The organism is Diaphorobacter sp., assembly GCF_050251835.1.
GTDB lineage: Bacteria > Pseudomonadota > Gammaproteobacteria > Burkholderiales > Burkholderiaceae_C > JBFXIE01.
In genome coordinates, this window is record NZ_JBFWLZ010000005.1 from 14,637 (window position 1) to 41,116 (window position 26,480).

Sequence of the window (26,480 nt, forward strand, 5' to 3'; positions counted from 1 at the left end):
TTTTGACCACGATAACCAGGAGACACATCCACCATGCTCATCACCCGCAAGCAATTCACCACACTGGCGCTGGCCGCTGCAACCCTGGCCTGCGCCGGTGGCGCCGCCGCACAGGCCTATCCAGCCAGGCCCATTACCTTCATCGTGCCCACCGCGGCCGGCGGCACCACCGACATCTCGGCACGCATGGCCGCGCAGGCGCTGTCTGCCGTCATGGGCCAGTCGGTGGTGGTGGACAACAAGGGCGGCGGCAACGGCGCCATTGCGGCCAACGTCGTCAAGCGCGCGGAGCCTGACGGCTACACACTGTTCATGCAGTATTCGGGCTACCACGTCATCTCGCCCCACCTCACCCGCGCGCCGCAGTGGGATCACAAGGACTTTCAGCCCGTGGCCAACGTGATCTCGGCGCCGCAGATCATCGTGGTGCGCGACGGCCTGCCGGTAAAGACCCTGGCCGAGCTGATCGCCTATGCCAAGGCCAACCCCGGCAAGCTCAACTACGCCTCGTCAGGCAACGGCTCGCTGCAGCATGTGACCGGCGCCATGCTGGAGCAGCAGGGCGCAATCAAGATGGTGCATGTGCCCTACAAAGGCACCGGGCCCGCGCTGCAGGACCTGCTGGGCGGCCAGGTGGACCTGACGTTTGGCACCGCGCCGCCGTTCATGCCCCACATCCAGGCCGGCAAGCTGCGCGTGCTGGCCGTCACGGGCAAAGAGCGCCTGAGCAGCCTGCCCGACGTGCCCACCACCGCCGAGGCCGGCTACCCCGGCGTCAACGCCACATCGTGGTTTGCGCTGTTCGCGCCCGCGGGCGTTGCCAAGCCGGTCATCGACAAGCTGGCCGCCGACCTGAAGAAGGTGGTGGAAGACCCGGCCTTCCGCAAAAAGGCGCAAGAGCAGGGCGCCGCAGCCGACTACCTGGGCCCCCAGCAGCTGGGCGAGCGCGTGAAGGCCGACTTTGCCAGCTGGGCGGGCGTGATCAAAAGCTCGAAGATCGAGGCGGAATAAACCCCGCCCGGCCGCCCACGCCCCGCGCGGGCGGCTGTCTCCTCTACACTCTGCGCCCTTTCAGACCCAGGCGGCGCCCGGCCGCCGCGCGGCGCGTTCATGACTTCATCCCACGATCTGCCTTACCTGCGGGCCTACGCGCCCGCGCTGCAGGCCCAGGTACAGACCCTGCTGGCGCAGGACAAGCTGGGCGCGCTGCTGCAGCGCAAGTACCCCCAAGCGCATGCCGTGCGCAGCGACCGCGCGCTGTACGACTACACCCAGGACCTCAAGGCGCGTCACCTGCGCAACGCGGGCACGGTCAACAAGGTGCTGTTTGACAGCAAGATCCACGTCGTGCGCCATGCCCTGGGGCTGCACACCCACCTGGCGCGCGTGCAGGGTGGCCGCCTGGCGGCGCGGCACGAGATCCGCGTGGCCTCGCTGTTCAAGCAGGGGCCCGACGAGTTTCTGCGCATGATCGTCGTGCACGAACTCGCGCACCTGCGCGAAAAAGACCACGGCAAGGCCTTCTACCAGCTGTGCACGCACATGGAGCCGCAGTACCACCAGTACGAGTTTGACCTGCGCCTGTACCTCACGTACCTGGAAGCGGGTGGCGCGCAGTTGTGGTAGTTTGCTATTAAAAAAATAGCTATTGGCGCTTGGTGGGTAAGCGCTAGGGGCTGTTTTTGCTTGAAGTTCAGGCCACCGGCAGCGCCGCGCAGCACTGCGCGGGCAGGCCCAGCCAGCGATCGGCGGCGGCCTGCAGCGCGACCAGCTGCCCGGTGGTGTACAGCTGCACCGGCCCCGGCGCGGCGGGCTGGCCGTCTGGCGCCTGCTCGGGCGCCAGCGTGCCGGCCTGGGTGAGGATGCGGCGCGTCTGCCGCGCCACGGCGGCGCCGGTGTCAATGAGCTGCACGTCCGGCCCCACCAGCGCGCGCAGCAGATCCTTGGCAAACACATAGTGCGTGCAGCCCAGCACCAGCGTGTCGATGTCGCCGGTTTTCAGGCCAAAACTGCCCAAAGCGCCCGTGTACTGGGCGCAAAGCGCTCTTATTTTTTCCGTCGATGCGGTGGCGGGCAGGGGCTCTTCGGTGCTCTGCTCAATGGCGCGGGCCAGGCCGTCGCAGGCCTGCACCGCAAAGTGCGTGCGCGCCGAATGGTCGTTACGCAGGCGCGCAAAGCGGGCGCTGCTCACCGTGCCACGCGTGGCCAGCACGCCCACATGATGCGTCTGGCTGCACGCGGCGGCGGGTTTGAGCGCAGGCTCCACCCCGATGACGGGCAGGTCGGGCATGGCGGCGCGCAACTGCTCCACCGCGGCGGCCGTGGCCGTGTTGCAGGCCACCACCAGGGCCTTGATGCCGTGGCGCTGGCGCAGAAAGCCGGCAATCGCCAGCGTGCGCTGCTGCACAAAGGCATCGCCCTTCGCGTCGCCATAGGGCGCGTTGCCGCTGTCGGCCAGGTACACGAAATGCTCGTGCGGCAGCTCGTGGCGCAGCGCCTGCAGCACGCTCAGGCCGCCAATGCCGCTGTCGAACACACCAATGGGTCGGGCGGCGGGGGACGATGTCATGGGAGGCGTAGGCAAAAAGCGGGTGGATGCGCGGGGCGGGGCTAGAGGAGCGGCGCGGGCGGAAGCGGTGAGTATGCCTGTGCGGTGCGGCTGCTGCTGCTGCGGGGTTCTGCCGTTCACGGGCTGTGGCCTTGGTGACGGGCTTCGTGTCGCTGGGTAGTTGGGTCTGGCTGGAGTGGGCCCTGAGCCGCCATCCAGCTAGAAGCTCCAAAGCCGTCATTCAGCCAGGCCGCAAGTGCAAGGCCAAGGAGTCCAACGGGCTGGCGGTTCCTGCGGCAGCGATTTTCAGGCCTTCCAATCCCGGATGGGCATGGTCCACTTCTGACTGATGTTGCGCAGGGCCCGATAGAACAGCTTGGTCAGCGCCTCGTCACCGGGGCGGTTTTCAGCTCGCAGACTCTGCGCACGTTCGCACTGATCTTTCAGTCGTAGCCCTCCGCAGCACCTAACCCGATCAATCACGACCTAGTGACAGTCAGAGGCGGCGAGAAGTTCACTCCGTCGGCCAGGTCGGTCACGCTCAGGATCAGCGTGTGGGTGCCAGCGGCCAGCGGCTCGGAGCGCAGGGCACTATCCGGCGCCAGGGTAATGGGCCTGCCGAAGGTGATGGCCAGGCCGCCGCCGGGCTCCTGCACGGGTTCCTGGGTCTGCACGTCGTAGAGGAGGTGGAGCGGCTCCACTGTGTCACCTGCGTAGAGGTGGTGGTCCACGCGATCGGGCTGTTTGTCGGGGTCGTCCAGGTCGATATCGCGCGCGCCAATGATGGTGCACTTCGGCTCTTCCGTGTCCGGGTCGGGCTCACATTGGATCAGCAGCAGTACGATGCGCGCAGCGCTGTCGCCCGTGCGGCTTTGCAGGCGCACGGGTGCGCCGAGCATCGCTGATTCAAGGTCGCCGTCTTCGGCCGTTTGCACGCTCAGGGTGTAGAGCAGCAGGGGCTGGCCGTCGAGCTGCAACCATGCATCCGTACTGAAATAGACCGTGCCGTAGCCCTTGCCGAGCTTGCCCTCGCCGGAGACGGCAAGGGGCGTGGTTCCCGTGACTTTGACTACATTGGCATTTACGAACTGCACCTGCATCAGATCGGCCAGCTGCACACCATACCGAGAGGCGACTTCGCCTGCGATGAGTTCGCCATCGGCTTGGAGCGGCGCTACATAAATAACCGAAGGCATTTGCTGCGCTTGTTGCGTATGGCGGTCCACCAAACCCATGTACCCGGCGGGCATGCGGAATGTGTCATATAGAGCGCGCTGCTGTGCGGTGCGCTGGCCCAGAGGGAAGAAAATGCTCAGGCCTTGAGCGCTGCGGGCCTTGGAGCCGGTGATGTTGAACAGAACAGCGTCTTGCAGCGCCTGCTGCAGGGCGGCTTGCGGGCCGACGGCAATGCCCTGGTCGAATAGCAGCGCGGCAAACTGCCCCAGGTCCACCAGGTCGAAGGCTTCCTTCGTGTTCGGACTTCCCCCGAAGGCAAGGGTGCTCAGACGTGCCATGGCGACCTGCTTCCAGCGTTCGACGGTTTCGTCCTCTGCGACGGCTGCGCTTGCTGTGGCCGTACTGATGCTCTTGGCCATTTGGCGGGGCCGCTTGAACATGGGCGGCCAGAAGATGCCTGCGCTGCCTGCCTTGGCCAGCTTGGGGGCGGTGTCATGGTAGGCGTGTACCGCACGGGCCCATTCGTCCAGCCGCTCCAGCAAGGCAGGAATGCGCGCCAGGTCAATGATGCTAAAGGTGACGTTGTCGGACCCAAAAGGCACCAAGCTGCCGCCGGGGCTGCTGCGCATCTGCTTATCGTAGTAAGCAATGGCTGCCGCCCGGCCGAATTCTGGGATGCTGGGAGCGGGCTGGCGGGCGGCGGTCTCGACCAGGGTGGTCCAGTCCCAGCCCGCGCCGGGCTCGAGCTCCTGCGATGCACCCAGGTAGCGGGCGCAGGGCTGGAGCGTCTTGGCCACTTCCAGCGTAGCCATCAGGCAGGCGTCGAAGCCGATGTAGTCGAGAGTGACTCCCGTAGCGGCTCGGGCGTCCTGCAGCGCCGCCGCCATGGTGTGCATTCGCATCATCGACTCGCCGTCAGGAAAGTTTTCGTCACTACCAAAGCCGAAGTAGCCGCTGCCGTGGTTCCACAGCATCAGCATGGTACGGTCTGCCGGGTAGGTGCGCACGCCCCATGTCACAAAGTCTTGCAGCGTGCTGCCCCACACCATGTTCTGCGGGCCCAGGTCAGCCAGTTCTTTGAGCTTTCCGCCCGCAAGTTCGAAGCGCTTGACGGTCTTCCAGCTGGTGACCAGACCCGCCGGGTCGGCCTTGTCGGCCCCCCCCGTGGTGATGACAATGCGGGTGTGGGCTGAGCCCTTCGCCGCGAGCATCTCCAGCAGGTTGTCCGTGCCTGCGTTGTGTTCACTCTCCAGGTTGGAGCCCAGCAGGTAAACGAGCATCGTAGTGCTGAGCGGCGCGCTGGAGTCGGGGCCACTGCCGCCGCAGGCGGCAAGCCCTCCAGCGAGCAGGGCGGCGGCGGTGCCAAGCATGTGGCGGCGTGAGAGGTTGTGCATGGTTTTCCTCGAGGCTGTAAAGACAAACAATCAATCAATCAGTGCGGTACCAGGCCGCGCTTGAATTGGTCGATGAGCGCGCGCGCCTTCTCAGGGTTCTTGTAAACCGGGGGTGTGCTGTCCGCTGCCTTGGCCTTGGCTTCGGGCACGGCGCCTGCGGCTGGCTCTTCTCCCGCCAGCGGCTTGCCTTGGCAGGTGGTTTCGCGCTGCGCAGGCGTTTCGCCCAGCAGGTGGGCCGTTACCTTCGGGTCCACGCAGGCGTCGCTGTAGGGGTAAACGCCGTGCTGAAAGTCACCCGCCACGTACACGCGGCGGGCACCGGGCAACTGGGCGAAGAAGCGGTTGGCGTCGTCGGTGTTGGTGGCCCCGTCGTACTGCGACTGCACGAACAGCACCGGGAGCTGCTGCATGGCCGCCGGATCTGGCTTGCGCACCGAGGGGCCGCCCCAGAACGCGCAGGCATCCAGCAACAGCAGCCCGCCGAAGTGCATGGGCGCCTGCCGGGCGATGCGGCGCACCTTGGCGATCCACTCCGACAGGTCCGTCGTGCTGGGCGTGTCGTTGCAGCGGACCGCAACGCCGGTGGCGTCGTCGAGCCGGATGCTTGCCGCCCCAGGCTCCAGCCAGATGCTACGGTAGTTGTCATAGAGTTTCCATGCCGTCTTGCGCAGTAGCACGTCGCGCGGCTCATTGCCGGGGGCGAAGGCGTGCAACGCCAGCGCGTCATGCACCGCATCGGCATCCGCTGCATCCGGCACGCTGAGCAGCGCTGCGTCCAGCCCCTGGGCCGCCGCGATGTGGCTCAGGTATCCGACAGCGCTGTCGCGGCTGTAGCTCAGCCGACTCAAGGGTCCGCCCAAGACAGCCTGCACGCGGGGCGCGAGGCTGGGCATGACTGTGCGCACCTCAGCCTCGGTGGCTCCCAGGCGGAAGACGTCTGGGTGGCGCGCGGCGTAGGGTGCCAGCACCTCGTCGAACAGGCGCTGGCGCGCGGGCGGCTGCCCGTGCAGCATTTGCTCCATAGAGGCGCTGAAGTCCGTCGCGCTGTCCAGCACCATGCGGCCCACCTTTTCAGGGAACAGGCTGGCGTACCACGCACCGAGCCAGGTGCCGTATGAGTAGCCCAGATAGTTGAGCTTCTCATCGCCCAGCAGGCCACGAAGCAGATCCATGTCGCGTGCCGTGGCGTCGGTGTTGATGTACGGCGTGACGGGGTTGCGCGCGCAGGCTTCGGCCTGCTTGCGGCCGTTGTAGTGCACGTTGGCGATGTTCTCGGGCGTGTCCCACCCCGCCGCGCTGTAGTCCACGAAGCGCGTCAGCTCGTTGGTGGCACAGGACAGCCGTGTGCTGGCCCCCACGCCGCGCGGCGAGAAGCCCACCATGTCGTATTCATCCAGCAGCCGCAACTGCTGTGCGCCCAGGGAACTGGCGGGATTGCTGTCCGCGAACGCAGCCCACAGATGCAACGTCATGGAAAGCCCGTCGCCGCCCGGCCCGCCGGGGTTGAAGAAAAGCACGCCGCGCCGCGCCTCGGGCCGGCCTGCCGCCATGCGCATGACCGCCAGGGAGACATCGCCGCGCTGGGGCTCGCTCCAGTCCATCGGCGCGCGCACCTGGGCGCACTGCAGCCGCCCGGCGGGCTGCTCGATGCTCATGGGCCTGCCCAGAATGGTGGAGTCGCATTCGGCCCAGTGCACGGTCTGCGTACGGTATTCGTTCAGTGGGTCGGGCGAGCCGCCGCCGCAGGCAGTGAGGGCAGCAGTCAGGGCCGTGGCTGCAAGCCAGCGGGCGGGGTGGGGAGCGATGGGGGAGAGCACCAGGCAGATTCCTTATTTGATAGCAATCAGCGCTTTCCAGTAAAGCGCCAGAGGCCAGAAAGCACCTCAAAAGATGGGTGTGCGTGGCGCGGAATCGTAGGGACTTGTGACCGGCTGCGGTATCCCTGAGATTGGTTAATTTGGGGGGTGTATCCACAAATTACCCAATCTCAGGGATACGCGGGGGCGGCCCGCTGGCCTACCATTGAGCTTGTTTCATTTTGGTTGCCAGCACCATGTCTCCCCCCGTCAACGATCCCATCCTGCCCGCACCTGTGCTGGTGGTGGAAGATGAGCCGCTCTTGCAGCAGCGCCTGCGCGGGGTGTTGAGCGCGCTGGGCTACCCGCCAGACGCGCTGTTGTTCGCCGCCACGCTGGCCGAGGCGCGCACCTGCCTGGCACAGCAACCTGTAGCGCTGATGCTGGTGGATTTGCATTTGCCCGACGGAGACGGCCGCGAGTTGATCGTGCAATTGCGCGCCGATGACCCCGGCGTGGGCATCCTGGTGGTATCGGCCTGGAGTTCGGAAGAGGCCATTTTGGGCGCGCTGCGCGCGGGAGCCACGGGCTACGTCCTCAAGGAGCGCGACGACATGGAGGTAATGCTGTCCATCCGCAGCGTGCTGCGCGGTGGAGCTCCCATCGACCCGTTCATCGCACGGCGTATTCTGGAGTTGCTACCCGCTTCGGCGGCGTCAGGCGCGGTATCGTCGCCGCCAGAGAACTGCCTCAGTGACCGCGAAAACGAAATCTTGCAGTTGGTGGCCAGCGGACTGTCGAACCGAGAGATCGCGCAGCAGCTGTTCCTGTCGCGCTACACCGTGGAAAGCCACGTCAAGCGCGTCTATCGCAAATTGGCGGTGTCATCGCGCACGGGCGCGGTGCGTGAGGCACGTTCGCGCGGGTGGCTGGGCTGATGCGGCTGCTGATGTGGCTGGCACTGGTGCTGTGGCTGCCAGCCGGGGTGTTGGCCAATACCTGCGCACCGCGCATTGTGTCGGTGCAGGCTGCACCAGCACTCGATGGAGCCCGGCCTCTGACCGGGTGGGTGAACGTGACCTTGCCCGACACGTGGACCATCCGCTGGCCCGCGCACGGCGACTCAGGCTGGTACCGCATCGATTGGGAACGTGGCTGTGAGAATGGCGAACCCGTTGCTCTGGGCATTGACGGCATCAGCGTGGCGGGCGAGGTGTACAGCAACGGCGATCTGCTGTGGCGCGACGCCTTCCTGGTGGAGCCGTTGTCGCGCAGCTGGAACGTTCCGCGGTGGTGGGTGCTGCCCGAATCAGGCCTGCAGCCAGGGGTGAATACCGTGTGGGTGCGCGCTGTGGGGCCGGCGGCATTGGGGCCAGGCCTGCGCGGGGTGCGCCTGGGCGACCCATCCACGGTGGCGGCTCAGCACTATCGCACCCAATGGCGCCAGCGCACGCTGTACCTGATCAACGCGGTGCTGTGCGGTATGGCGGGCACGCTGTTCTTGGTGGTGTGGGCACTGCGCCGCAAGACCCCGGCCAGCGCAGCCTACGGCTGGTTCGGACTGATGGCGTTGACGTGGCTGATCTATCTGACCACCTATCTGGCATACACGCAGTGGCCTTGGCCCGATTCGATCACCCGCAGCCGTTTCAGCATGGTGGCCATGGTGGGCTATGTGCTTTCAGCCTGCTTTTTCACCCTGCGCTTCGGCGGGCAAAGGCTGCCCCGCGTGGAGCAAGCGCTGTGGGCTCTGGCAGCAGTGGGCGCGGGCACGGCGGTGCTGGTACCAGACGATATCGCGGGGCCCTGGTTTGGCAAGGTGTGGCAAGGGGCCATGTGGGTTTTCATTGCCAACTGTCTGCAGTTCCAGTGGCACGCATGGCGCCCCCAGACCGAGGGGCGCAAGCCCCTGCACATGCTGCTGGCATTGTGTTGGCTGGCGGTCACGGCGCTCACAGTGACCACACTCATCCCTGGGGTGGACCGCTGGAACGTGGCGCGAAACTGGGCAGCATTCAGCGGCTTGCTGGTGATCTCGCTGGTGATGTTGCTACTGGGTGCGCAGCTCATGCAGCGGGTGCGCAGCGTGGAGCGCTTCAACCGCGCACTGACGAAGGGCGTTACCGAAGCCCGTGCCGAACTGGCGCAGGCCCTGGCCCGCGAGCACGCGCATGCGCTGGAGCGCACCAGATTGCAGGAGCGCATGCAGCTTGCACACGATCTGCACGATGGTCTGGGCGGCAGCCTGATGCGCAGCATGGCGCTGCTGGAGCAGGCGCCCCAACCCTTGCCCAATGAGCGCGTGCTTTCATTGCTGAAGGTGCTGCGCGACGACCTGCGCCAGGTGATCGACCAAGGCTCCAGTGCCGGCGCACAGGTACCCGATACGCCGGTGCAATGGGCCGCGCCGCTGCGCCACCGGTTTACCGGTATCTTTGATGAAATGGAAGTGACGTCGCACTGGGACATGCCGTTGCAATGGCAGGGCCGCCCCAGCGCGCTGCAGTGCCTGGGCCTGACGCGGCTGGTAGAGGAGGCGTTGTCGAACACCATCAAGCACAGCCGGGCGCGGCAGGTGCGCGTGAGATGCACGCAGCCGCAGCCCGGTGTGTTGTGCCTGCGCATTGAGGATGACGGCGTGGGATTTGACGTGCAGGCCGTGCAACAAGCCGGGCTGAGCGTGGGCATGCGCAGCATGGCCGCTCGTGCCGAGCGCATGGGTGGCACGCTGGAAGTCACATCGGGTGCGACGGGCACGGTGGTGAGCCTGACTTTGCTATTGAAAAAATAGCCACCTGCCTCGAATGAAAAGGGCGAATTCAATTTCAAGCGTGTGGCTACTTCGTGCTGCCGTACTGGGCCATGCAATTGCCCCGCACGCAAAGAGGTGGCATCCGACAAGCGGGTGTCAGCGCTTTTGTGTCACGCAAACGGCTGGGGCTTGGCAGTGAGGATCCATGAAGTAACAGATCGCTTGCGCCAACTCGGCAACGCCGATGAAGGCACTACCGCGCTTGATTCACAAGTTGATTTACCCCGCCCGCGCGCCGCACTTTCATAGCCACCGCATTCACCGGACAGCGGCATGCCACTAGCCAACATCAAGCCCACCAAGGTCGAATGAGGTTTGCGGCTGCGATAGGGCACAGGGCAGGAGGTAGTGCACCCTGGTGTGCATCGTTCGTCAGTTCAGGTCCCCATGACCCTCAAATTACCTGAAACCAGGGAATGACAGGTACCAAGATTCATTCGAACATACCTGCTTCACCATCAAAACCGAGTCCACTCATGAAAAAAAACATATTGTGTGCAGCCTTGGCGGCTGCTTTCCTCAGCGCCTGTGGTGGCAGCGATGACCGTAACGATGAGAGCAAGCTGGCCCCCGGCGACGAGTTCACCACTGAGTTGAGCCTGGACGACACACTGACAGAAACCTCGACCTATCGCGTTTACGGCCTCAGCAACAGCGGCCAGCTGGTAACCACCAGTGACGACCTCGCGAGCGACGGGCTTATCCCCATTGAGGTCAGCCGCATCAACGCCAAGACGCAGGCAGCCGCCGATGCCGTGCCCGATGTGGCAGCGATCCAGGCCTTCGTATCTCAACTGTGGGCTGAACTGGGCAAGCGATACGGCGTACAGGACGCCAGCAAGCTGGCGCAAGAGGTGCATGACCTGGATATTTCGCTGGCCACCATTTACACGGATTACCGCAACTCCGGGCTGAGCCTGCCGGAGTTCGTCGATTTCTACGAAACACTGGATGCCCACCCGACGCTCGACAAGACCGGCAAAGTCGAGGCGGAATTGAGCCAGTTTCTGAGCAATGCCCAGATCACCCCCAGGCAGCTTCTCGATTTGCTGCATGCGCATGGCAGCAACTGGCAGCAGTTTCTGGCCCTGATGGCCTCGCGCCAGGACGATTTCAGCAGCCTGTATGACCACTATGGCAAGGCCGCCACGGACATTTCGACCTTTGTGCAGGGCTATCTGCAACCGCAGACCAAGGCGCTCAAGAACGCCGCTACCGCCATCGCGGTAGCAAAATTCGGCTGGGATGTCATCAAGGACAACCGCCCCCAAACCGTCGCCACGGGGGCCTTCACACGCGCACTGGCCTCGAGCGACCCCCAGTGGGACAACTATGCCCGAGCCAAGTCCGGCACCTCGCAGGTTGTGACGCTCAAGACCAAAGGAGTCATTCCGGTTACCCAAACCGAGGTCAAGTTCGCTCTGACGGGCTACTACGGCGCCGAACACTCCAGCATTGGCGGCCACTGGTTGCCCCTGATGAACATGGACGTGAAGGAGGTATACGCCATCATCTCCTGGAAGGTCAACGCCAAGGCGAGTGTGACCCTGCCCGTGAACGTGGGAACGGTAGCCGCCCCCATTCCCGAAATTCCGGTACTTATGGAGATCAACACGTCCGGCGTGTTCCAGAACGACACCAAAAAATACGAGTTCCGCGCCAATGGCAAGGACGGCTTTCGCTACATCGGACAGAAGAAGTAACCCGATGCCCCGCGCGGCCCGGTGAAAATCGAATGTGGCGAAAATTTGGGCCAAACCAACGCCTGCGCCGCGCAGCCGGTTACCTCAAACGTTGAATTTCTGCTTCTTGATCCCACCAGCGGCGGCTCTTGGCTGTACCAGGTCGTCCGCCACACGCAACTCCAGCTTCTCCCCCCACGCCCGCGCAGCGCCCTAGAATCGCCGGTTCGTCGAAAGAACCGTCATGGCCAAGGCCATGAAAGGCTTTCATTCTTGAAACCCAACGGGGTGAAGATGAACAAGCCTTTCGTTTCCCTGTGTCCCGAGATCACTCGGGCCAATGCGCTGACTTTGATGGACTGGTTGGAGGATGAGGGCGTGACCCGCTACCTGAGCGATTCGCGCCATGTCTCCCGGTTCATCGAGCAGGTGATCGGCCGGGTTCAGCTGCCGATCCTCACCCATCTTTTCAACCAGGGCGGCCGCTTCTTCATGGCCTATGACCGGCATGACGTGCCCGTGGGCTTTGTGCGCCTGGTCAAGAAGGGCGCGGACTGCGAGATGGTCCTAGTGATTGGCAACCGCGACAACTGGGGCCGCAGGCTGGGCGCCAGCGCCCTCCGCGAGGGCATGAAGCTTGCCTTCTTTGACATGCGGGCTGACAGGCTCATCGCCAAGATCCACCCGGACAACGCGCGGTCGCTGAAGGCGTTTTTGCGCAGCGGTTTCTTGCTGGAAAGCGAAACGCCGACGATGAAGTCTTTTGCCATGCCCGCGGATCGCTATCTGCGGCTGCTGCGCGAAAGCCCGGCGCCGCACATGCCCGACGTCTATATCACCGAGTTCGACCGGGCGCGGCTCAAGAGCCTGGTTGAGCTGGAGGCGGGCGCAGAGATTTTTGAGCTGGAGCACGAGATCGAGCGGGCCATCGTCGTCGATCCGCAGCAGGTGGCGGACGATGTCGTCACGATGAACTCCAAGGCCTTGCTGGAGGTGGACGACAAGGAGGTGGAGGTGGCGCTGGTGTACCCGGAAGATGCGGACGACCATGCCGGCAAGCTGTCGGTCTGCTCGGGCATCGGCACCGCGATCCTGGGCTACAAAGAGGGCGACGCCTTCAGCTGGCGCATTCCGAACCGCACCTGCCACATCCGGATCAGAAAGGTGCTGTACCAGCCCGAGGCCGCGGGCGATTTTCACCTGTAGGCGCGCACCGCAGCACAGGCCGGCGCCGTGGTGCGGTGCATGGGGCGTGTTCAGGGCGCGCTCCTGGTTAGGGCGGCCGGGGCGTGGTGGGCTTTACTCTGCGCCGCCGCGGCGAAACACCAGCAGGCGGTTGTTGGCGGGCATGGCGTGGTCGTGCGCCAGCGCCAGACCATGCTGCGCCGCCAGTGCCACGATGTCTTCAAAGTGGCGGATGCCGCTGCGCGGGTCGCGCTGGCGCAGCCACGCATCAAAGTCGCGGTTGCTGTCGCTGGTGTAGGTGCCGCCGTAGTTGAAGGGGCCGTACAGCGCCAGCACGCCGCCCGGCGGCAGATGGGCGCCCGCCAGCGCAAACAGCCGTTGCACCAGCGGCCAGGCCACGATGTGCGCGGTGTTGCTGCTGAAGACGCCGTCGAAAGGCGTGCCATCTGGCCCGCCCTGTGGCCAGTCGCTGTGGGCCAGGTCCAGCAGCAGCGGCGGGCGCAGGTTGGGCGCCGGGTGCTGCGCATGCCAGGCGCGAATGGCGGCGTGGTTGTCCGCCAGGTCGCTGGTTTGCCAGATGAGGTGCGGCAGGCGCGGCGCAAAGTACACGCTGTGCTGGCCCGTGCCCGAGCCCACCTCCAGCACCTGCCGCCGGTCGGCAAAGGCCTGCTGCAGCACGGCCAGGATGGGCGTCTGGTTGTTCTCGCAGGCTTGGGAAAACGGCAGCGGGTGGGGCAGGGGATGCGGCACGGGGTGCGACACGGGTTGCGTCATGGCGGCTGTGTCAGCGCAGGGGCATGCCTCAGGCCCGCGCAATGCAGGCGGCAATGGCTTCGCCCACCTGCGTGGTGTTGGCCGTGCCGCCCAGGTCGGGTGTGCGCGGGCCGTTTTTGATGACCTCTTCGATGGCCGCCACGATGGCGTCGTGCGCTGCGCGCCCGGCGCCCTGGCCGTGGGTCAGAAAGTCCAGCATCAGCGCGCCCGACCAGATCATCGCGATGGGGTTGGCAATGTTTTGGCCGTAGATGTCGGGCGCCGAGCCGTGCACCGGCTCGAACAGGCTGGGAAAGGTGCGCTCGGGGTTCAGGTTGGCCGATGGCGCCAGGCCGATGGTGCCGGTGGTGGCGGGCCCCAGGTCGCTCAGGATGTCGCCGAACAGGTTGGTGGCGGCCACCACGTCAAAGCGCCCAGGCTGCAGCACGAAGCGCGCGGTGAGGATGTCGATGTGCTGCTTGTCCAGCGCCACATCGGGGTAGTGCTGGTGCATGGCGTCGGCCTGCCTGTCCCACCAGGGCATGCTGATGGCGATGCCGTTGCTCTTGGTGGCCAGGGTGACATGCTTGCGCGGGCGGCTTTGCGCCAGCTCGAAGGCAAACTTCAGCAGCCGCTCGGCGCCCTTGCGGCTGAAAACCGACTCTTGAATCACGATCTCGCGGTCGGTGCCTTCGTACATGATGCCGCCCAGCGAGGTGTATTCGCCCTCGGTGTTCTCGCGCACCACCAGGTAGTCGATGTCGCCGGGCTTGCGGCCCGCCAGCGGGCAGGGCACGCCCTCAAAAAGGCGCACGGGGCGCAGGTTGATGTACTGGTCAAACTCGCGGCGAAACTTGAGCAAGCTTCCCCACAGCGACACATGGTCGGGCACGGTGGCGGGCCAGCCCACGGCGCCAAACAGGATGGCGTCCATGCCGGCAAGCTGCGCTTTCCAGTTGGCGGGCATCATCTGGCCGTGCTGTGCGTAGTAGTCGCAGTGTGCCCAGTCAAAGTGGTGAAGCTCCAGCGCCAGCCCAAAGCGCGCTGCGGCGGCCTGCACGGCGCGCAGGCCCTCGGGCATGACTTCGCGGCCAATGCCGTCTCCAGCGATGACGGCGATTTTTTGCGGGGCGGACATGGGCGTTTTCTCCTTGGATTGATGCTCGAATCAGCCGTGAGGCCAATAAAAACCGGCGGTATGTGCTCTTCTTTCAGGAGCTTTTGTCCGCCGGTCCGGGGGCTGGGAGCGCTTATCCGGCCAGCGCGGCCTTGACGGCGGCAGACACCTGGCCCATGTCGGCCTTGCCGGCCAGGCGGGTCTTGACCACGCCCATCACCTTGCCCATGTCGCCGGGGCCCTTGGCTCCGATCTCACCCACGATGGCTTGCACGGCGGTGGCCACTTCTTCGGCCGACATGCGCTCGGGCAGGTAGGCCTGCAGCACGGCCAGCTCGGCCTTTTCCTTGTCGGCCAGGTCCTGGCGGCCCGCGCCCTCGAAGGCGGTGATGCTGTCCTTGCGCTGCTTGATGAGCTTGTCCACGATGGCGACGATGGCCGCGTCATCCAGCGTGATGCGCTCGTCCACCTCTTTTTGCTTCATCGCCGCCTGCAGCAGACGGATGGTGCCCAGGCGCTCGCTATCTTTGGCGCGCATGGCGGTTTTCATGTCTTCGGTGATCTGGTCCTTGAGGCTCATGGTGGCTTCCTTTTTTGGTCAGGCAGAGACAGAGGGTTTGCGCAAAGCCTTGGTGGCAAGGCGCTGTAACTTACGCCAGAAAGGCTTTTTGCAGACCTTGAAAAAACAAAAAACCCGCGCTTGGCGTCCCTAGCGCGGGTTTTGTGGGCGAAATCCGTGAACGGACGGCGCCGGGCTGTGCTTAGTACAGCTTCTTGGGCAGCTGCATGCTGCGCACGCGCTTGTAGTGGCGCTTGACGGCGGCAGCCTTCTTGCGCTTGCGCTCGGCGGTGGGCTTTTCGTAGAACTCGCGGGCGCGCAGGTCGGTCAGCAGACCCAGCTTTTCGATGGTGCGCTTGAAGCGGCGCAGCGCCACGTCATAGGGTTCGTTTTCTTTTACACGGATGGTGGTCATTAGCTCATGTATTTCAAATATGCCCGCAGAGGGTTTTCGGGAAGATCGGGCCCAAAAGCCATGCGCGGCGGTTTTGCCCCGTCTCTAACTAGTATTTGGCCGACGAGGCTTTGCCAGCAAAGCGGGCGATTATAGCGGGCCAACCGTGGCGTGGCAAAGGCCGCCTGGAGGCAGCGCCTGCGCGCAGGCTGCAGCGCTGGCCCAGGCCCACTGGAAGTTGTAGCCGCCCAGCCAGCCGGTGATGTCCACCACCTCGCCGATGAAGTACAGGCCCGGCTGGGTTTTGCATTCCATGGTCTGCTGCGACAGCGCGCGCGTGTCCACGCCGCCCAGCGTGACCTCGGCTTTCTTGTAGCCCTCGGTGCCGGTGGGCGTCAGTTGCCAGCGCGCCAGCTGATCGGCCAGGCGCGCCAGGGCCTTGTCGGCGGTTTCGTTGATGGGGCGCTGCCAGTCCGCGCTCTGGCTGGCCCAGGCGTCGGCCAGGCGGCTGGGCACCAGGGCGGCCAGTTCGTTGGCGATCAGCTTGCGCGATCGCGCCTTGGCCTGCGCCAGCGCGGCCGGCAGATCCACGCCCGGCGCCAGATTGACGGACAGCGGTGTGTCCGGCTGCCAGTAGCTGGAGATTTGCAGCACCGCCGGGCCCGACAGCCCGCGGTGCGTGAACAGCAGGTCCTCCAGAAAGGCCATGCGCTCTTTTTTGGCGCCGGTGCTGATCTCCACCGGCAGTGCCAGGCCTGCCAGCCGCGCGTAGGGCGCCCACGCCTCGCCGTCAAAGGTCAGCGGCACCAGGCCGGGCCGGCGCTCCACCAGCGGCAGGCCAAACTGCTGCGCCAGCCGGTAGCCCAAATCGGTGGCGCCGATCTTGGGGATGGACAGCCCGCCTGTCGCCACCACCAGGCTGCGCGTCAGCACGGGGCCGCGGTCGGTATCAATTTGATAGCTGCCAGCGCTTTCCCCGCTTGCCTCATCAGCCAAAAAGGCTACTTTCTTGACGTTGCAAGGCTGCCAGCGCTGCACCCCGCCGTCGGCGCATTCGGCCAGCAGCATGGCGATGATGTCCTCGGCCGACCTATCGGCAAACAGCTGGCCCTTGTGCTTTTCGTGGAATGCAATGCCGTGCTTTTGCACCAGCGCGATGAAGTCTTGCGGCGTGTAGCGCGACAGGGCAGAGCGGCAAAACTGCGGGTTCTGCCCCACAAAGTGCTTGTGCGGCGCGCGCACGTCCAGGTCGCGGTTGGTGAAGTTGCAGCGCCCGCCGCCCGAGATGCGGATTTTTTCGGCCACCTTGTCGGCGTGGTCGATCAGCAGCACCTTCAGCCCGCGCTGACCCGCCTGCGCGGCGCAAAACAGGCCGGCGGCGCCGGCGCCGATGATGACGGCATCAAAAAAAGCAGTGGACACGGTGCGGCAACCTGGCGGGCAAAGCCGGTGATTGTCGCCCAGCGCCGCCATGCCGCGTTCATGGGCGCTTTTTACAATCGGCGCATGCACCTACCCTCGCACCAACTCAGCATGACCGTGCTCATGTCGCCCGACATGGCCAATTTTTCCGGCAACGTCCACGGCGGCGCCATTCTCAAGCTGCTGGACCAGGTGGCCTATGCCTGCGCCAGCCGGTATTCGGGCAGCTACGTGGTCACGCTCAGCGTGGATCAGGTGATGTTTTTGCAGCCCATCCATGTGGGCGAGCTGGTGACCTTTCTGGCCAGCGTCAATCACACGGGCAAGTCGTCGATGGAGATCGGCATCAAGGTGGTGGCCGAGAACATCCGCAGCCAGGTGGTGCGGCACGTGAACAGCTGCTTTTTCTCGATGGTGGCGGTGGACGATGCCGGCAAGCCCACGGCCGTGCCCGCGCTCACGCCCATCAGCTTTGATGAGCGCCGCCGCTGGGAAGCCGCGCTGCTGCGCAAGGCCCTGCGCAAAGAGCAGGCGCAGCGCTTTGCGCAAATCCGCCAGACGGCGCAGGCCAGCGCCGCGGTCTGAAAGACTGAGCGGCCACAGCGGTCAGCGCGTCAGAAAACCCCGCCGCCTGCAGCCTGCGCGGGCGCGCTTGGCGCTTGCGCCACGGCCTGGATGCCGCGCACCACGTCGCCAATCACGATCACCGAAGGGCTGGCCAGCCCTTCGCGCGCAATGGTGGCCTGCAGTTGGCCCAGCGTGGTCACTGCATGGCGCTGCTGCGGCAGGCTGACGTACTGAATCACGGCGGCGGGCGTGTGCGCGGGCAAGGCGGTGAGCAGCTCGTGCTGGATGTGGGCGCAGCCCGCCACTCCCATGTAGATGACCAGGGTCAGGCGTGCGTCGCGTGCGGTGGCGGCCAGTTGGCGCCAGTCGGTGCCGCTGCTGCCTGGCTTGTGGTGCCCGGTGATGAACACGACGCCATGCGCATGCTCGCGGTGCGTGAGCGGCGCGCCCAGCAGCGTCATGCCCGCCAGACCCGCGGTGATGCCGTTGACCACCTGCACGGCTATGCCCGCGGCGCGCAGGTGCTCCACCTCCTCGCCGCCGCGGCCAAAGATGAATGGATCGCCCCCCTTCAGGCGCACCACCGTCTCGCCACCCTGCACGGCCTGCACCATCAGCTTTTCGATGAACGCCTGGGGCGTGCTTTTGCAGCCGCCGCGCTTGCCTACGTGCACAACGCGCGCGCTGGCCGGAGCCAGCGCCACGATGGCGTCGCTCACCAGGTCATCGACCAGCAGCACGGTGGCCGCCTGAATGGCCTTGAGGGCCTTGAGGGTGAGCAGCTCCGGGTCGCCGGGGCCGGCGCCCACCAGGGTGCAGCTGCCGGCGCGGGATGAAAAAGGGTGTGCGGTCATGACAGGGCCTGTGTGGTGATTTGATGGCTCATGCGCACGATATGTTCCACCTGCTGGCGCAGCGCGTCAGGCACGGGTGCGTTGCCCGCCAGCACGCGGCGCGTGTAGGCGGCAGTGGTGGCCACGTCAATCTCGGCCGGCAGGCCGGGCACCTCGTCGGCCGTGCCGGGCTGCTGTTCTTGCAGCAGGTGGTGCGTGCCGGCAATGAAGGCGTCGTAGCGCGGCGAGCGGCGTGGGTCGGCGGCTACCTCGCCCTCCAGCCCGCGCGACAGCAGTGCGTGCGCGCCCAGCGCAGTGAAGGTGGCGCGCAGCATGTCGAAGTATTCCGGGTGGGTGTAGCTGCTCACCACCAGCGCCAGGCCGGCGCAGGGGTTCATCAGCTTGGCCACGCTATGGCCAGGGTTGCGCAGGCCGATCACCTCGCGCACTGCCAGCAGGCGCGCCAGTCCTGGCAGCAGCGCGGCCGTGTGGATGTGGGCCACGCTGCCAGGTGCTATTTTTTCAGGAGCTTCCAGCGCTGGTATGTCAAGGGCTGACAGCACGTCCGACGTAATAACGCGGCGCGCCTCGGTGCGCATGCCGTGCACCAGCACGGGCAGGCCCTCGCGCGCCAGCAGCAGCGCCAGCAGCGGCGTGAGCACCGGCAGGCGGCGCGCGCCGTTGTAGCTGGGCAGCACGATCAGCGGCTGCCCGCCCGCGCAAGCCGGGATGGCGGCGATGCGCGCATGCACCGCGTCCAGAAAGCCGCACATCTCTTCGGCCGTCTCGCCCTTGATGCGCATGGCCACGCAGAAGGCGCCGACTTCCAGGTCGGTCACCTGGCCGTCGAGCACCTGGCCGAACAGGTCGGCGGCCTGCGCGCGGCCCAGCGCCCTGGCGCCGCGCGCGCCGCGGCCAATGTCCTTGATGTAGTGGCTGATGCCCATGTTGGCGGGAAAAGGTGAGGGAAGAATTTGCATATTCTCCCGCATGACTGATAACTAGTCGTTATATGCAAGCGTGGTGGCAGCGCGTCGGTGGTCTTGCACGAAATGATGCGAGAAAATGCTGCCAGCGCTTATCAATCAAGCGCTGGCAGCTATTAAATCAGGAGTAAAGGCGGGAGGTGAATCAGGCGCTCTGGATCAGCCGCCGCCCGGCGCTGATGCGTTTGCGGCCTCTGCAGCGTCTGCCGCCCACTGCCCGCCCAGCACCTTGTAGAGCGTGACGCGGTTCACCTGCTCAGCCAGTTGCAGCGTGATTTGCGCCTGCTGGGCTGCGTACAGCTGGCGCTGGGCGTCCAGCACCGCCAGGTAGCTGTCGGCACCCAGGCGATAGCGGGCGTCAGACAGCTCCAGCGTGCGCTGGGTGGCGGCCACCAGCGATTGCTGGGCGGCCAGGCGCTCGTCCAGCGTGGCGCGGTCGGCCAGGGCGTCGGCCACTTCGCGAAAGGCCGTCTGCACGGTTTTCTCGTACTGGGCGACGGCGGTGCCCTGCGTGGTTTCGGCCACGCGCAGGCTGGACTGGTTGCGGCCCGCGTCAAAAATCGGCAGGCGGATCTGCGGCGCAAAGCTCCAGGTGCCATTGCCGCCGCCAAACAGGCCCGACAGCTCGTTGCTGGCCGTGCCCACCGAGGCGGTGAGCGTGATTGACGGAAAGAACGCCGCACGCGCCGCGCCGATGTTGGCAGTGGCGCCCTGCAGCGCATGCTCGGCCGCACGCACGTCGGGGCGTTGCAGCAGCGCGCTGGAGGGCAGGTGCGCGGGCACGCCCAGCAGCACCGTGGCGGGCGCTGCGGGCGCGGCCAGGGCCGGGACGGCGGCGCGGCCCTGGCTGGCGGTGGCGCCCGTGTCGTTGGGTGCGTCAACGCCGGTGTCGGTGCCCATGTCTATGCTTGTGGCGGCCACGCTGCCGGGCAGCAGCGCATCGGGCACGGGCGCGCCCGCCAGCAGCGTCAGGGCATTGCGGCTGCGCGCCAGTTGCGACGCCAGGGCAGCCGCGTCCACGCGGGCGGTGTCTGCGCTGGACTGCGCCTGCGCCAGCACCAGGGCCGAGGCGGCGCCCAGCTCGTAGGCGCGGCGGGTCAGCTGCAGTGCGTGCTGGCGGGTGCGCAGCGTCTCGCGCGCCAGCTGCAGGCGGCGCGCGTCGGCATCGATCAGCAGCCAGGCGTTGATGACCTCCGCCACCAGGCTCAATTGCACGCTGCGGCGGTTCTCCAGCACACGAAAGAACTCTTGCAGCGCGGCGTCGTTCAGGTTGCGCACGCGGCCAAAAAAGTCGATTTCGTAGCTGCTGAAGCCCAGCGTGGCGCTGTACTGGCCGCTGGTGTTGGCGCGGCCCGCGGTGGTCAGGTCGTCGGCCGTGCGGGCGCGGCTGCCGGCGCCCGCCGCGTTGACGGTGGGAAAGCGGTCGGCCTGCGTCACACCGTACTGGGCGCGAGCGCGCTCGATGGCCAGCACCGCCATGCGCAGGTCGCGGTTGTTGGCCAGCGCCATGCCCACCAGCTCGCGCAGGCGGGGTTCTTGCACAAAGTCCTGCCACTGCATGGGGCCGTCCTCCGTCAGCGGCACGGCGGTGGCGGCGGCAGCGGCAGCGGAGGGCAGGGCCAGCGTGGGCGTCACGGCATCGGGCACGGGCAGGGCCGGCGTCTGGTAGCGCGGTGCCAGGTTGCAGCCGGCCAGCAGGGCGCATGCCAGCGCGACGAGCGAGGCGCGATGAAGTTTGGGGGTGTGGCGCGTCATGCTGCGCCCTCCGGTTGTGGTGCGGCAGGCGGGGCTGCATCGCCCTCGCGCGAGCGGCTCTTGAACCAGCTGCGGATCAGCAAGAAGAACACCGGCACCATGAAGATGCCCAGTACGGTGGACGCCACGGTGCCGCCCAGCACGGCCGTGCCGATGGCGTTGCGCCCGCCAGCGCCCGCGCCGGTGCCAATGGCCAGCGGCACCACGCCAAAGCCGAAGGCCAGCGAGGTCATCAGAATGGGCCGCAGCCGCATGCGCACGGCTTCCAGCGTGGCGTCGAACAGCGGTTTGCCTTTCTCTTGCAACTGCACGGCAAATTCGACGATCAGGATGGCGTTCTTGGACGCCAGGCCCACGGTGGTGATCAGGCCCACCTGAAAGTACACGTCGTTGGCCAGACCGCGTGTCCAGGTGGCCAGCAGCGCGCCCAGCACGCCCAGCGGCACGGCCAGCATCACCGACACGGGCACCGTCCAGCTTTCGTACAGCGCGGCCAGGCACAAAAACACGAACAGGATGGAGATGGCATACAGCAGCGGCGCCTGCGCGCCCGACTGGCGCTCTTGCAGCGACGCGCCCGTCCACTCATAGGCAATGCCGGGCGGCAGGCTCTTGAGGATGTCCTGCACCACGGCCATCGCCACGCCCGAGCTCACGCCAGGCGCGGCGCTGCCCACGATCTCATAGGCAGGGGCGCCGTTGTAGCGCATGAGCTGCGGCGATCCATAGGCCCAGTAGGCCCTGGAGAAGGCGCTGAAGGGCACCATTTCGCCGTTCTTGTTGCGCACCGTCCATTTGCCGATGTCCTGCGGCAGCATGCGGTGCGGCGCGTCGCCCTGCACGTACACGCGCTTGACGCGGCCGTTGTTCAGAAAGTCGTTGACATAGGTGCCGCCCATGCCGCTGGACAGCACGCCGTTGATCGCGTCATAGCTCAGGCCCAGCGCGGCGGCCTTGCGGTCGTCGATGTCCAGGCGCAGCTCGGTGGCGTCGTCCAGGTTGGTGCTGCGCAGGCTGGTGAGCTCGGCTCGCTTGCGGGCCTCGGCCAGAAAGTTGTCTTTGGCGGCCAGCAGCGCCTGGTGGCCCAGGCCGTTGATGTCCTTGATCATGAAGTTGAAGCCCGCGCTGGAGCCCAGGCCGCGCACCGCCGGCGGCTGCGTCACAAAGATGCGCGCGTCACGAATCCTGGCCAGGTCCTGCGTGGCCTTGAAGGCAATGGCGGCGCCGGACTGGCTGGCCAGCGGGCGCTGGTCCCAGGGCTTGAGGCGGATGAAGGCACGCGCCGAGCTCTGGTCGCCGTTCAGGCCCGACACCTGGTTGAAGCTGATGACCTCGGGCACGTTCTTGAAATACTGGTTCATCTGCTCCAGCACGTCCTGCAGGCGCGCGTCGGTGGCGCCCGCGGGCAGGTTGACGTTGGCCAGGATGTAGCCCTGGTCCTCGTCGGGCAGAAAGGCCGTGGGCACGCGGCCGATGATCCACCACACCGCCAGGCAGATGGCGGCAAAAATCAGCAGCATGCGCTTGGCGCGGCGCAGCATCCAGCCAACGCCGTTCTGGTAGCGCGTGGTGCCGGCCTCGAAGCGGCGGTTGAACCAGATAAAGAACCGGTCGTTGATGCCCAGCAGCCCGCGGCGCACATGCGGCGTTGGTTGCAGGTGGGCAGGCGCCCTCAGGATGCTGGCGCACAGCGCCGGCGTGAGCGTGAGCGCCACCAGCACCGACAGCGCCATGGCCGCCACGATGGTGATGGAAAACTGCCGGTAGATCACGCCCGTGGAGCCGCCAAAAAACGCCATGGGCACAAACACCGCCGACAGCGTGACGCCAATGCCCACCAGCGCGGGCGTGATCTCGCGCATCGACTGGCGCGTGGCCTCCTTGGGGGGCAGGCCGGTGTCGTGCATCACGCGCTCGACGTTCTCCACGACCACGATGGCGTCGTCCACCAGCAGGCCGATGGCCAGCACCAGCGCGAACATGGTCAGTGTGTTGATCGAATAGCCCGCCGCCGCCAGCACGCCAAAGGTGCCCAGCAGCACCACCGGCACGGCAATCGCCGGGATCAGCGTGGCGCGGAAGTTCTGCAAAAAGATGAACATCACGATCACCACCAGCACCATGGCCTCGCCCAGCGCCGTCACCACCTCCTTGATCGAGGCGCGCACGAAGGGCGTGGAGTCCGAGCTGACGAAGTAGTCGATCTGGTTGGGGAAATAGGGCTTGAGCTCGGCCAGCTTGGCGGCCACGGCGTCTGACACGGCCATGGCGTTGGCGCCGTCGGCCAGCACGATGCCCATGCCTGCGCCCGGGCGGCCGTTGAGCTTGGCCTTGACCGACAGGTTGTCGGGGCCCAGCTCCACGCGGGCCACGTCCTTGATGGTGACCACCGCGCCATCGGTGGCCGTCTTGAGCACGATGGCTTCAAACTCGGGCACCGTCTGCAGCTTGGTGCGTGCGGTGATGGTGGCGTTGAGCTGCTGGTCTGGCACGGCGGGCAGCGCGCCCAGCTGGCCGGCCGACACCTGGGCATTTTGCGCATTGAGCGCGCTGATGATGTCCGACGGCATGAGCTGGTACTTCTCCATGCGCGCCGGGTCCATCCAGATGCGCATGGCGTACGAGGTGCCGAACACGCGGATGTCGCCCACACCGTCGATGCGCCCGATCACGTCCACCAGGTTGGAGTTGAGGTAGTCCCCCACGTCCACCGCCGTCATGTTGGGGTCGTCCGAGAAAAAGCTGTAGGTGACCAGGTAGTCCTGGCCGCCCTTGTTGACGAACACGCCGCGGCTCTTGACGGCATCGGGCAGGCGGTTGAGGGCCGACTGCAGCTTGTTTTGCACCTGCACCTGGGCCACGTCGATGTTGGTGCCCGGCGCAAAGGTGAGGGTGGTGGCCGAGCGGCCCGACGCGTCGGACGTCGAGCTCATGTAGATCATGTTGTCGATGCCCTTGAGCTGCTGCTCGATGATCTGCGTGACCGAGTTTTCCACCGTCTCGGCCGACGCGCCGGTGTACTGCGCGGAGATGGTCACGCGCGGCGGCGCGATGTCGGGGTACTGCTCCAGCGGCAGCGTGAAGATTGCCAGGCCGCCCGCCAGCATGATGATGATGGACAGCACCCACGCGAAGATGGGGCGGTTGATGAAGAACTGGGCCATGTGTGCCTGCTCCCGCTCTTATCGGGACGCGCCGGCCCGTGGGGCGTCGATGCTCACCGGGGAGCTGGCGGCGGCGGCCGGGGCGGCCGGGGCCGCCGGGGCCGCGCCTTTCCTGGCGTTCAGGTCCACCATCTGGGGGCTGACCTTGTCGCCGGGCTTGATGCGCTGAAAGCCATCCACCACGATGCGTTCACCGGCCTGCAGGCCGCTGTCCACCAGCCAGCGGTTGCCCAGCGCGCGCGCCAGCTCCACGGGGCGCTTTTCGACCACGTCGTCGGCATTGACCACCAGCACGCTGGCGCGGCCCGTCAGGTCGCGGCTTACCGACTGCTGCGGGATCAGCAGCGCGTCCCTGGCCAGGCCGGTGGGCAGCAGCGCCTGCACATACATGCCGGGCATGAGCACGCCGCCCGGGTTGGGCACCACCGCGCGCAGCGTCACCGTGCCCGTGGTGTCGTTGACGATCACGCCGGCAAACTGCAACTTGCCCTCGTGCGGGTAGTCGCTGCCGTCGTCCAGCCGGATGCGCACGCGCATCTGGTCGCCGTCCACCTTCTGGTAGCGGCCGGCCTCCCAGTCGCGCTTGAGCTGAATCAGCTCGGTGCTGGACTGGGTGAAGTCCACGTACATCGGGTCCATCTGCACGATGGTGGTGAGCGCGCCCGCCTGGTTGGCCGTCACCAGCGCGCCGGGCGTGACGCTGGACAGGCTGATGCGCCCGGCAATGGGTGCCTCGATGCGGCTGTAGCGCAGGTTGATGCGCGCCGTCTCCAGGTTGGCGCGGGCCACGCCCACGTCGGCGCGGGCCTGCGCGGCGGCGGCTTGGCTTTCGTCGTTGGCCTGGCGGCTGATGGCTTCGATCTTCACCAGCTCGGCATTGCGCCGGGCCGTGGCCTCCAGAGTGCGCGCGCTGGCCTCGGCTTTGGCCACCACCGCCTCAGCGCTGGCCACCGCCGCGCGCAGCGAGCGGTCGTCGATCTGGTACAGCGCCTGGCCCTGGCGCACCATGGCGCCTTCGGTAAACAGCCGCTGCTGCACGATGCCCGAGACCTGCGGGCGCACCTCGGCCGTCAGGTAGGCCCGGGTGCGGCCGGGCAGTGTGGCGTCCAGCTGCTGCGGCTGCGTCTGCAGCGTGATCACGCCCACCTGCGCCGGGCCGCGCGGGGCGGCGGGTTTGGCCGCCTTGTCACCGCAGGCTGCAAGGCTGATGGCCAGGCACAGCGCCAGACCCGCCGCCACCGGTCTGGGCAGGCGCAGCGTGCGGGGGCGGGGGAAGGCGAGGGGGCGGGGTGCGCAGGTCGTGATGGTGACGTTTGCGGTGTTCGTCGCGAGGGTCATGTGGCGCAGCGCAATTTTTGGGGGTTGGTTTTCTTGGAGCGGCCTGCGGCGGCGAGCACCTTGGGCCAGGGTGCTTACACTTTCGCACATCGGCACTGCACGCGTTGGCGCCGGCGCGATTCTTCATCATTCTTTACCCGAGATTGACGTGGGTTCCTCCTGGCAAAAAATGCCCGCAGCCCTTTTTGGATGAGCGCTGGAAGCTATTGAGTTGATAGCAAAAAGTCGGCGCTTGCGCGGCGCTGTCACGCCCGGCCGGACGGGCCGGCATACCATGCGCCCACGGCAGCCCGTGTGGGCTGCCGCCACCGCACCAAGGAGCAAGCCGCCATGAACACCCCCGCATCCACCCCCCTGCTGACCCAGGAGCTGCTGCAGCAACTGCAGGGCCAGCCGTTGCAGCAGATCGCCCAGCAACTGGGCACCGACCCGGCACAGACCCAAAGCGCCGTCGAGATGGCCCTGCCGTTGCTGCTGGGCGCCATGGGCCGGCAGGCGCAAGACCCGCAAGGGGCGCAGTCCCTGCTTGGCGCGCTGCAGCGCGACCACATGGCAGGCATGGGCGCCGCGCCGCAGCAGGCCCTGGGCGGGCTGGATCTGGGCGGCCTGCTCGGCGGTCTGCTGGGCGGCGCCGCGCAAAACCAGGGCGCGGGCGGTGCGGGCGCGGACATCCTGGGCCACATCTTTGGTGGCGCGCGCGGTCAGGCCGAATCCGGCCTGGGTCAGGCCACGGGCCTGGGGCCCAACGCCGGCGCGCTGCTGCAGATGCTGGCGCCCATCGTCATGTCTTTTCTGGCGCAGCGCGTGAGCAGCGGCGGCATGGATGCCGGCGGCCTGGGCCAGATGCTGGGTCAGGAGCGCGAAGCCGTGCGCAGCCAGGGGCTGCCCGGCGGCGACCTGCTGGGCAGCCTGCTGGACCAGGATGGCGACGGCCAGGTGGGGCTGGGCGATCTGCTCAAGATCGGCGGCAACCTGCTGGGCGGGCGCCGCTGAGCGCCA

At 66.4% G+C, this 26,480-nt stretch carries 21 protein-coding genes; 8 read left to right on the forward strand and 13 right to left on the reverse strand.

All coding sequences use genetic code 11. The annotated features are described in order from the left end of the window. Positions 1-33 precede the first annotated feature (33 nt). Positions 34-1,011: a Bug family tripartite tricarboxylate transporter substrate binding protein gene (locus AB7E35_RS03010; RefSeq protein ID WP_428163897.1), complete on the forward strand. Its 978-nt coding sequence runs from the start codon at positions 34-36 to the stop codon at positions 1,009-1,011. 99 nt (positions 1,012-1,110) lie between these two features. After that, a complete protein-coding gene (locus AB7E35_RS03015) occupies positions 1,111-1,626 on the forward strand; it encodes a M48 metallopeptidase family protein (protein WP_428163898.1) in 516 nt (171 codons plus the stop codon). A 67-nt stretch (positions 1,627-1,693) separates the two neighbouring features. Here the strand turns inward: AB7E35_RS03015 and murI are convergent, their stop codons facing one another. The 3 genes from murI to AB7E35_RS03030 form a co-directional block, all read right to left on the reverse strand. Beyond that, on the reverse strand, positions 1,694-2,569 hold the full coding sequence (gene murI, locus AB7E35_RS03020; RefSeq protein WP_428163899.1) for a glutamate racemase: 876 nt from the start codon (positions 2,567-2,569) through the stop codon (positions 1,694-1,696). A gap of 458 nt (positions 2,570-3,027) precedes the next feature. Further along, positions 3,028-5,118, reverse strand: a complete 2,091-nt coding sequence (locus tag AB7E35_RS03025; RefSeq protein ID WP_428163900.1) for a clostripain-related cysteine peptidase — start codon at positions 5,116-5,118, stop codon at positions 3,028-3,030. A gap of 38 nt (positions 5,119-5,156) precedes the next feature. Further along, positions 5,157-6,935 (reverse strand): alpha/beta fold hydrolase, encoded by a 1,779-nt coding sequence (locus AB7E35_RS03030; protein WP_428163901.1) that lies wholly within the window; start codon positions 6,933-6,935, stop codon positions 5,157-5,159. A gap of 236 nt (positions 6,936-7,171) precedes the next feature. On the opposite strand from AB7E35_RS03030, the gene AB7E35_RS03035 reads away from it, so the two are divergent. The 4 genes from AB7E35_RS03035 to AB7E35_RS03050 all read left to right on the forward strand — a co-directional run bounded on the left by AB7E35_RS03035 (position 7,172) and on the right by AB7E35_RS03050 (position 12,614). Continuing rightward, complete coding sequence (locus AB7E35_RS03035) at positions 7,172-7,852, forward strand: LuxR C-terminal-related transcriptional regulator (RefSeq protein ID WP_428167043.1); 681 nt, start codon at positions 7,172-7,174, stop codon at positions 7,850-7,852. After that, positions 7,852-9,705: an ATP-binding protein gene (locus AB7E35_RS03040; protein WP_428167044.1), complete on the forward strand. Its 1,854-nt coding sequence runs from the start codon at positions 7,852-7,854 to the stop codon at positions 9,703-9,705. Before AB7E35_RS03035 ends, AB7E35_RS03040 begins: the two co-directional genes overlap by 1 nt. A gap of 497 nt (positions 9,706-10,202) precedes the next feature. Then, entirely contained in the window at positions 10,203-11,429 is a 1,227-nt protein-coding gene (locus AB7E35_RS03045) for a hypothetical protein (RefSeq protein WP_428163904.1), read from the forward strand. Positions 11,430-11,702: 273 nt separating this feature from the next. Next, entirely contained in the window at positions 11,703-12,614 is a 912-nt protein-coding gene (locus tag AB7E35_RS03050; protein WP_428163911.1) for a GNAT family N-acetyltransferase, read from the forward strand. A 93-nt stretch (positions 12,615-12,707) separates the two neighbouring features. Here AB7E35_RS03050 and AB7E35_RS03055 read toward each other — a convergent pair whose 3' ends face one another. The 5 genes from AB7E35_RS03055 to AB7E35_RS03075 form a co-directional block, all read right to left on the reverse strand. Then, entirely contained in the window at positions 12,708-13,367 is a 660-nt protein-coding gene (locus tag AB7E35_RS03055; RefSeq protein WP_428163905.1) for a DUF938 domain-containing protein, read from the reverse strand. A gap of 28 nt (positions 13,368-13,395) precedes the next feature. Continuing rightward, positions 13,396-14,484 carry a tartrate dehydrogenase gene (locus AB7E35_RS03060; RefSeq protein WP_428167045.1) on the reverse strand — a complete coding sequence of 363 codons (1,089 nt, stop codon included), beginning with the start codon at positions 14,482-14,484 and terminating at the stop codon, positions 13,396-13,398. A 112-nt stretch (positions 14,485-14,596) separates the two neighbouring features. Beyond that, on the reverse strand, positions 14,597-15,043 hold the full coding sequence (locus tag AB7E35_RS03065) for a GatB/YqeY domain-containing protein (RefSeq protein WP_428167046.1): 447 nt from the start codon (positions 15,041-15,043) through the stop codon (positions 14,597-14,599). A 181-nt stretch (positions 15,044-15,224) separates the two neighbouring features. Next, complete coding sequence (gene rpsU, locus AB7E35_RS03070; protein WP_428167047.1) at positions 15,225-15,437, reverse strand: 30S ribosomal protein S21; 213 nt, start codon at positions 15,435-15,437, stop codon at positions 15,225-15,227. Positions 15,438-15,566: 129 nt separating this feature from the next. Further along, positions 15,567-16,838: an NAD(P)/FAD-dependent oxidoreductase gene (locus AB7E35_RS03075; RefSeq protein ID WP_428167048.1), complete on the reverse strand. Its 1,272-nt coding sequence runs from the start codon at positions 16,836-16,838 to the stop codon at positions 15,567-15,569. 84 nt (positions 16,839-16,922) lie between these two features. Here AB7E35_RS03075 and AB7E35_RS03080 point away from each other — a divergent pair, with 84 nt between their 5' ends. Beyond that, positions 16,923-17,423 carry an acyl-CoA thioesterase gene (locus tag AB7E35_RS03080; protein ID WP_428167049.1) on the forward strand — a complete coding sequence of 167 codons (501 nt, stop codon included), beginning with the start codon at positions 16,923-16,925 and terminating at the stop codon, positions 17,421-17,423. Between the two features lie 29 nt (positions 17,424-17,452). Here the strand turns inward: AB7E35_RS03080 and cobA are convergent, their stop codons facing one another. The 5 genes from cobA to AB7E35_RS03105 form a co-directional block, all read right to left on the reverse strand. Further along, entirely contained in the window at positions 17,453-18,259 is an 807-nt protein-coding gene (gene cobA, locus AB7E35_RS03085; protein ID WP_428167050.1) for a uroporphyrinogen-III C-methyltransferase, read from the reverse strand. Further along, positions 18,256-19,185 carry a DNA-binding protein YbiB gene (ybiB, locus tag AB7E35_RS03090; protein ID WP_428167083.1) on the reverse strand — a complete coding sequence of 310 codons (930 nt, stop codon included), beginning with the start codon at positions 19,183-19,185 and terminating at the stop codon, positions 18,256-18,258. The genes cobA and ybiB overlap by 4 nt, the downstream gene beginning before the upstream one ends. 198 nt (positions 19,186-19,383) lie before the next feature. Beyond that, positions 19,384-20,979, reverse strand: coding sequence for a TolC family protein (locus tag AB7E35_RS03095; protein WP_428167051.1), 1,596 nt, complete (start codon positions 20,977-20,979; stop codon positions 19,384-19,386). Then, positions 20,976-24,143 (reverse strand): efflux RND transporter permease subunit, encoded by a 3,168-nt coding sequence (locus AB7E35_RS03100; protein WP_428167052.1) that lies wholly within the window; start codon positions 24,141-24,143, stop codon positions 20,976-20,978. Before AB7E35_RS03100 ends, AB7E35_RS03095 begins: the two co-directional genes overlap by 4 nt. Positions 24,144-24,161: 18 nt before the next feature. Beyond that, positions 24,162-25,481, reverse strand: coding sequence for an efflux RND transporter periplasmic adaptor subunit (locus AB7E35_RS03105; protein WP_428164175.1), 1,320 nt, complete (start codon positions 25,479-25,481; stop codon positions 24,162-24,164). A 330-nt stretch (positions 25,482-25,811) separates the two neighbouring features. On the opposite strand from AB7E35_RS03105, the gene AB7E35_RS03110 reads away from it, so the two are divergent. Next, entirely contained in the window at positions 25,812-26,474 is a 663-nt protein-coding gene (locus tag AB7E35_RS03110) for a DUF937 domain-containing protein (RefSeq protein ID WP_428164176.1), read from the forward strand. The last annotated feature ends 6 nt before the right edge of the window (positions 26,475-26,480 follow it).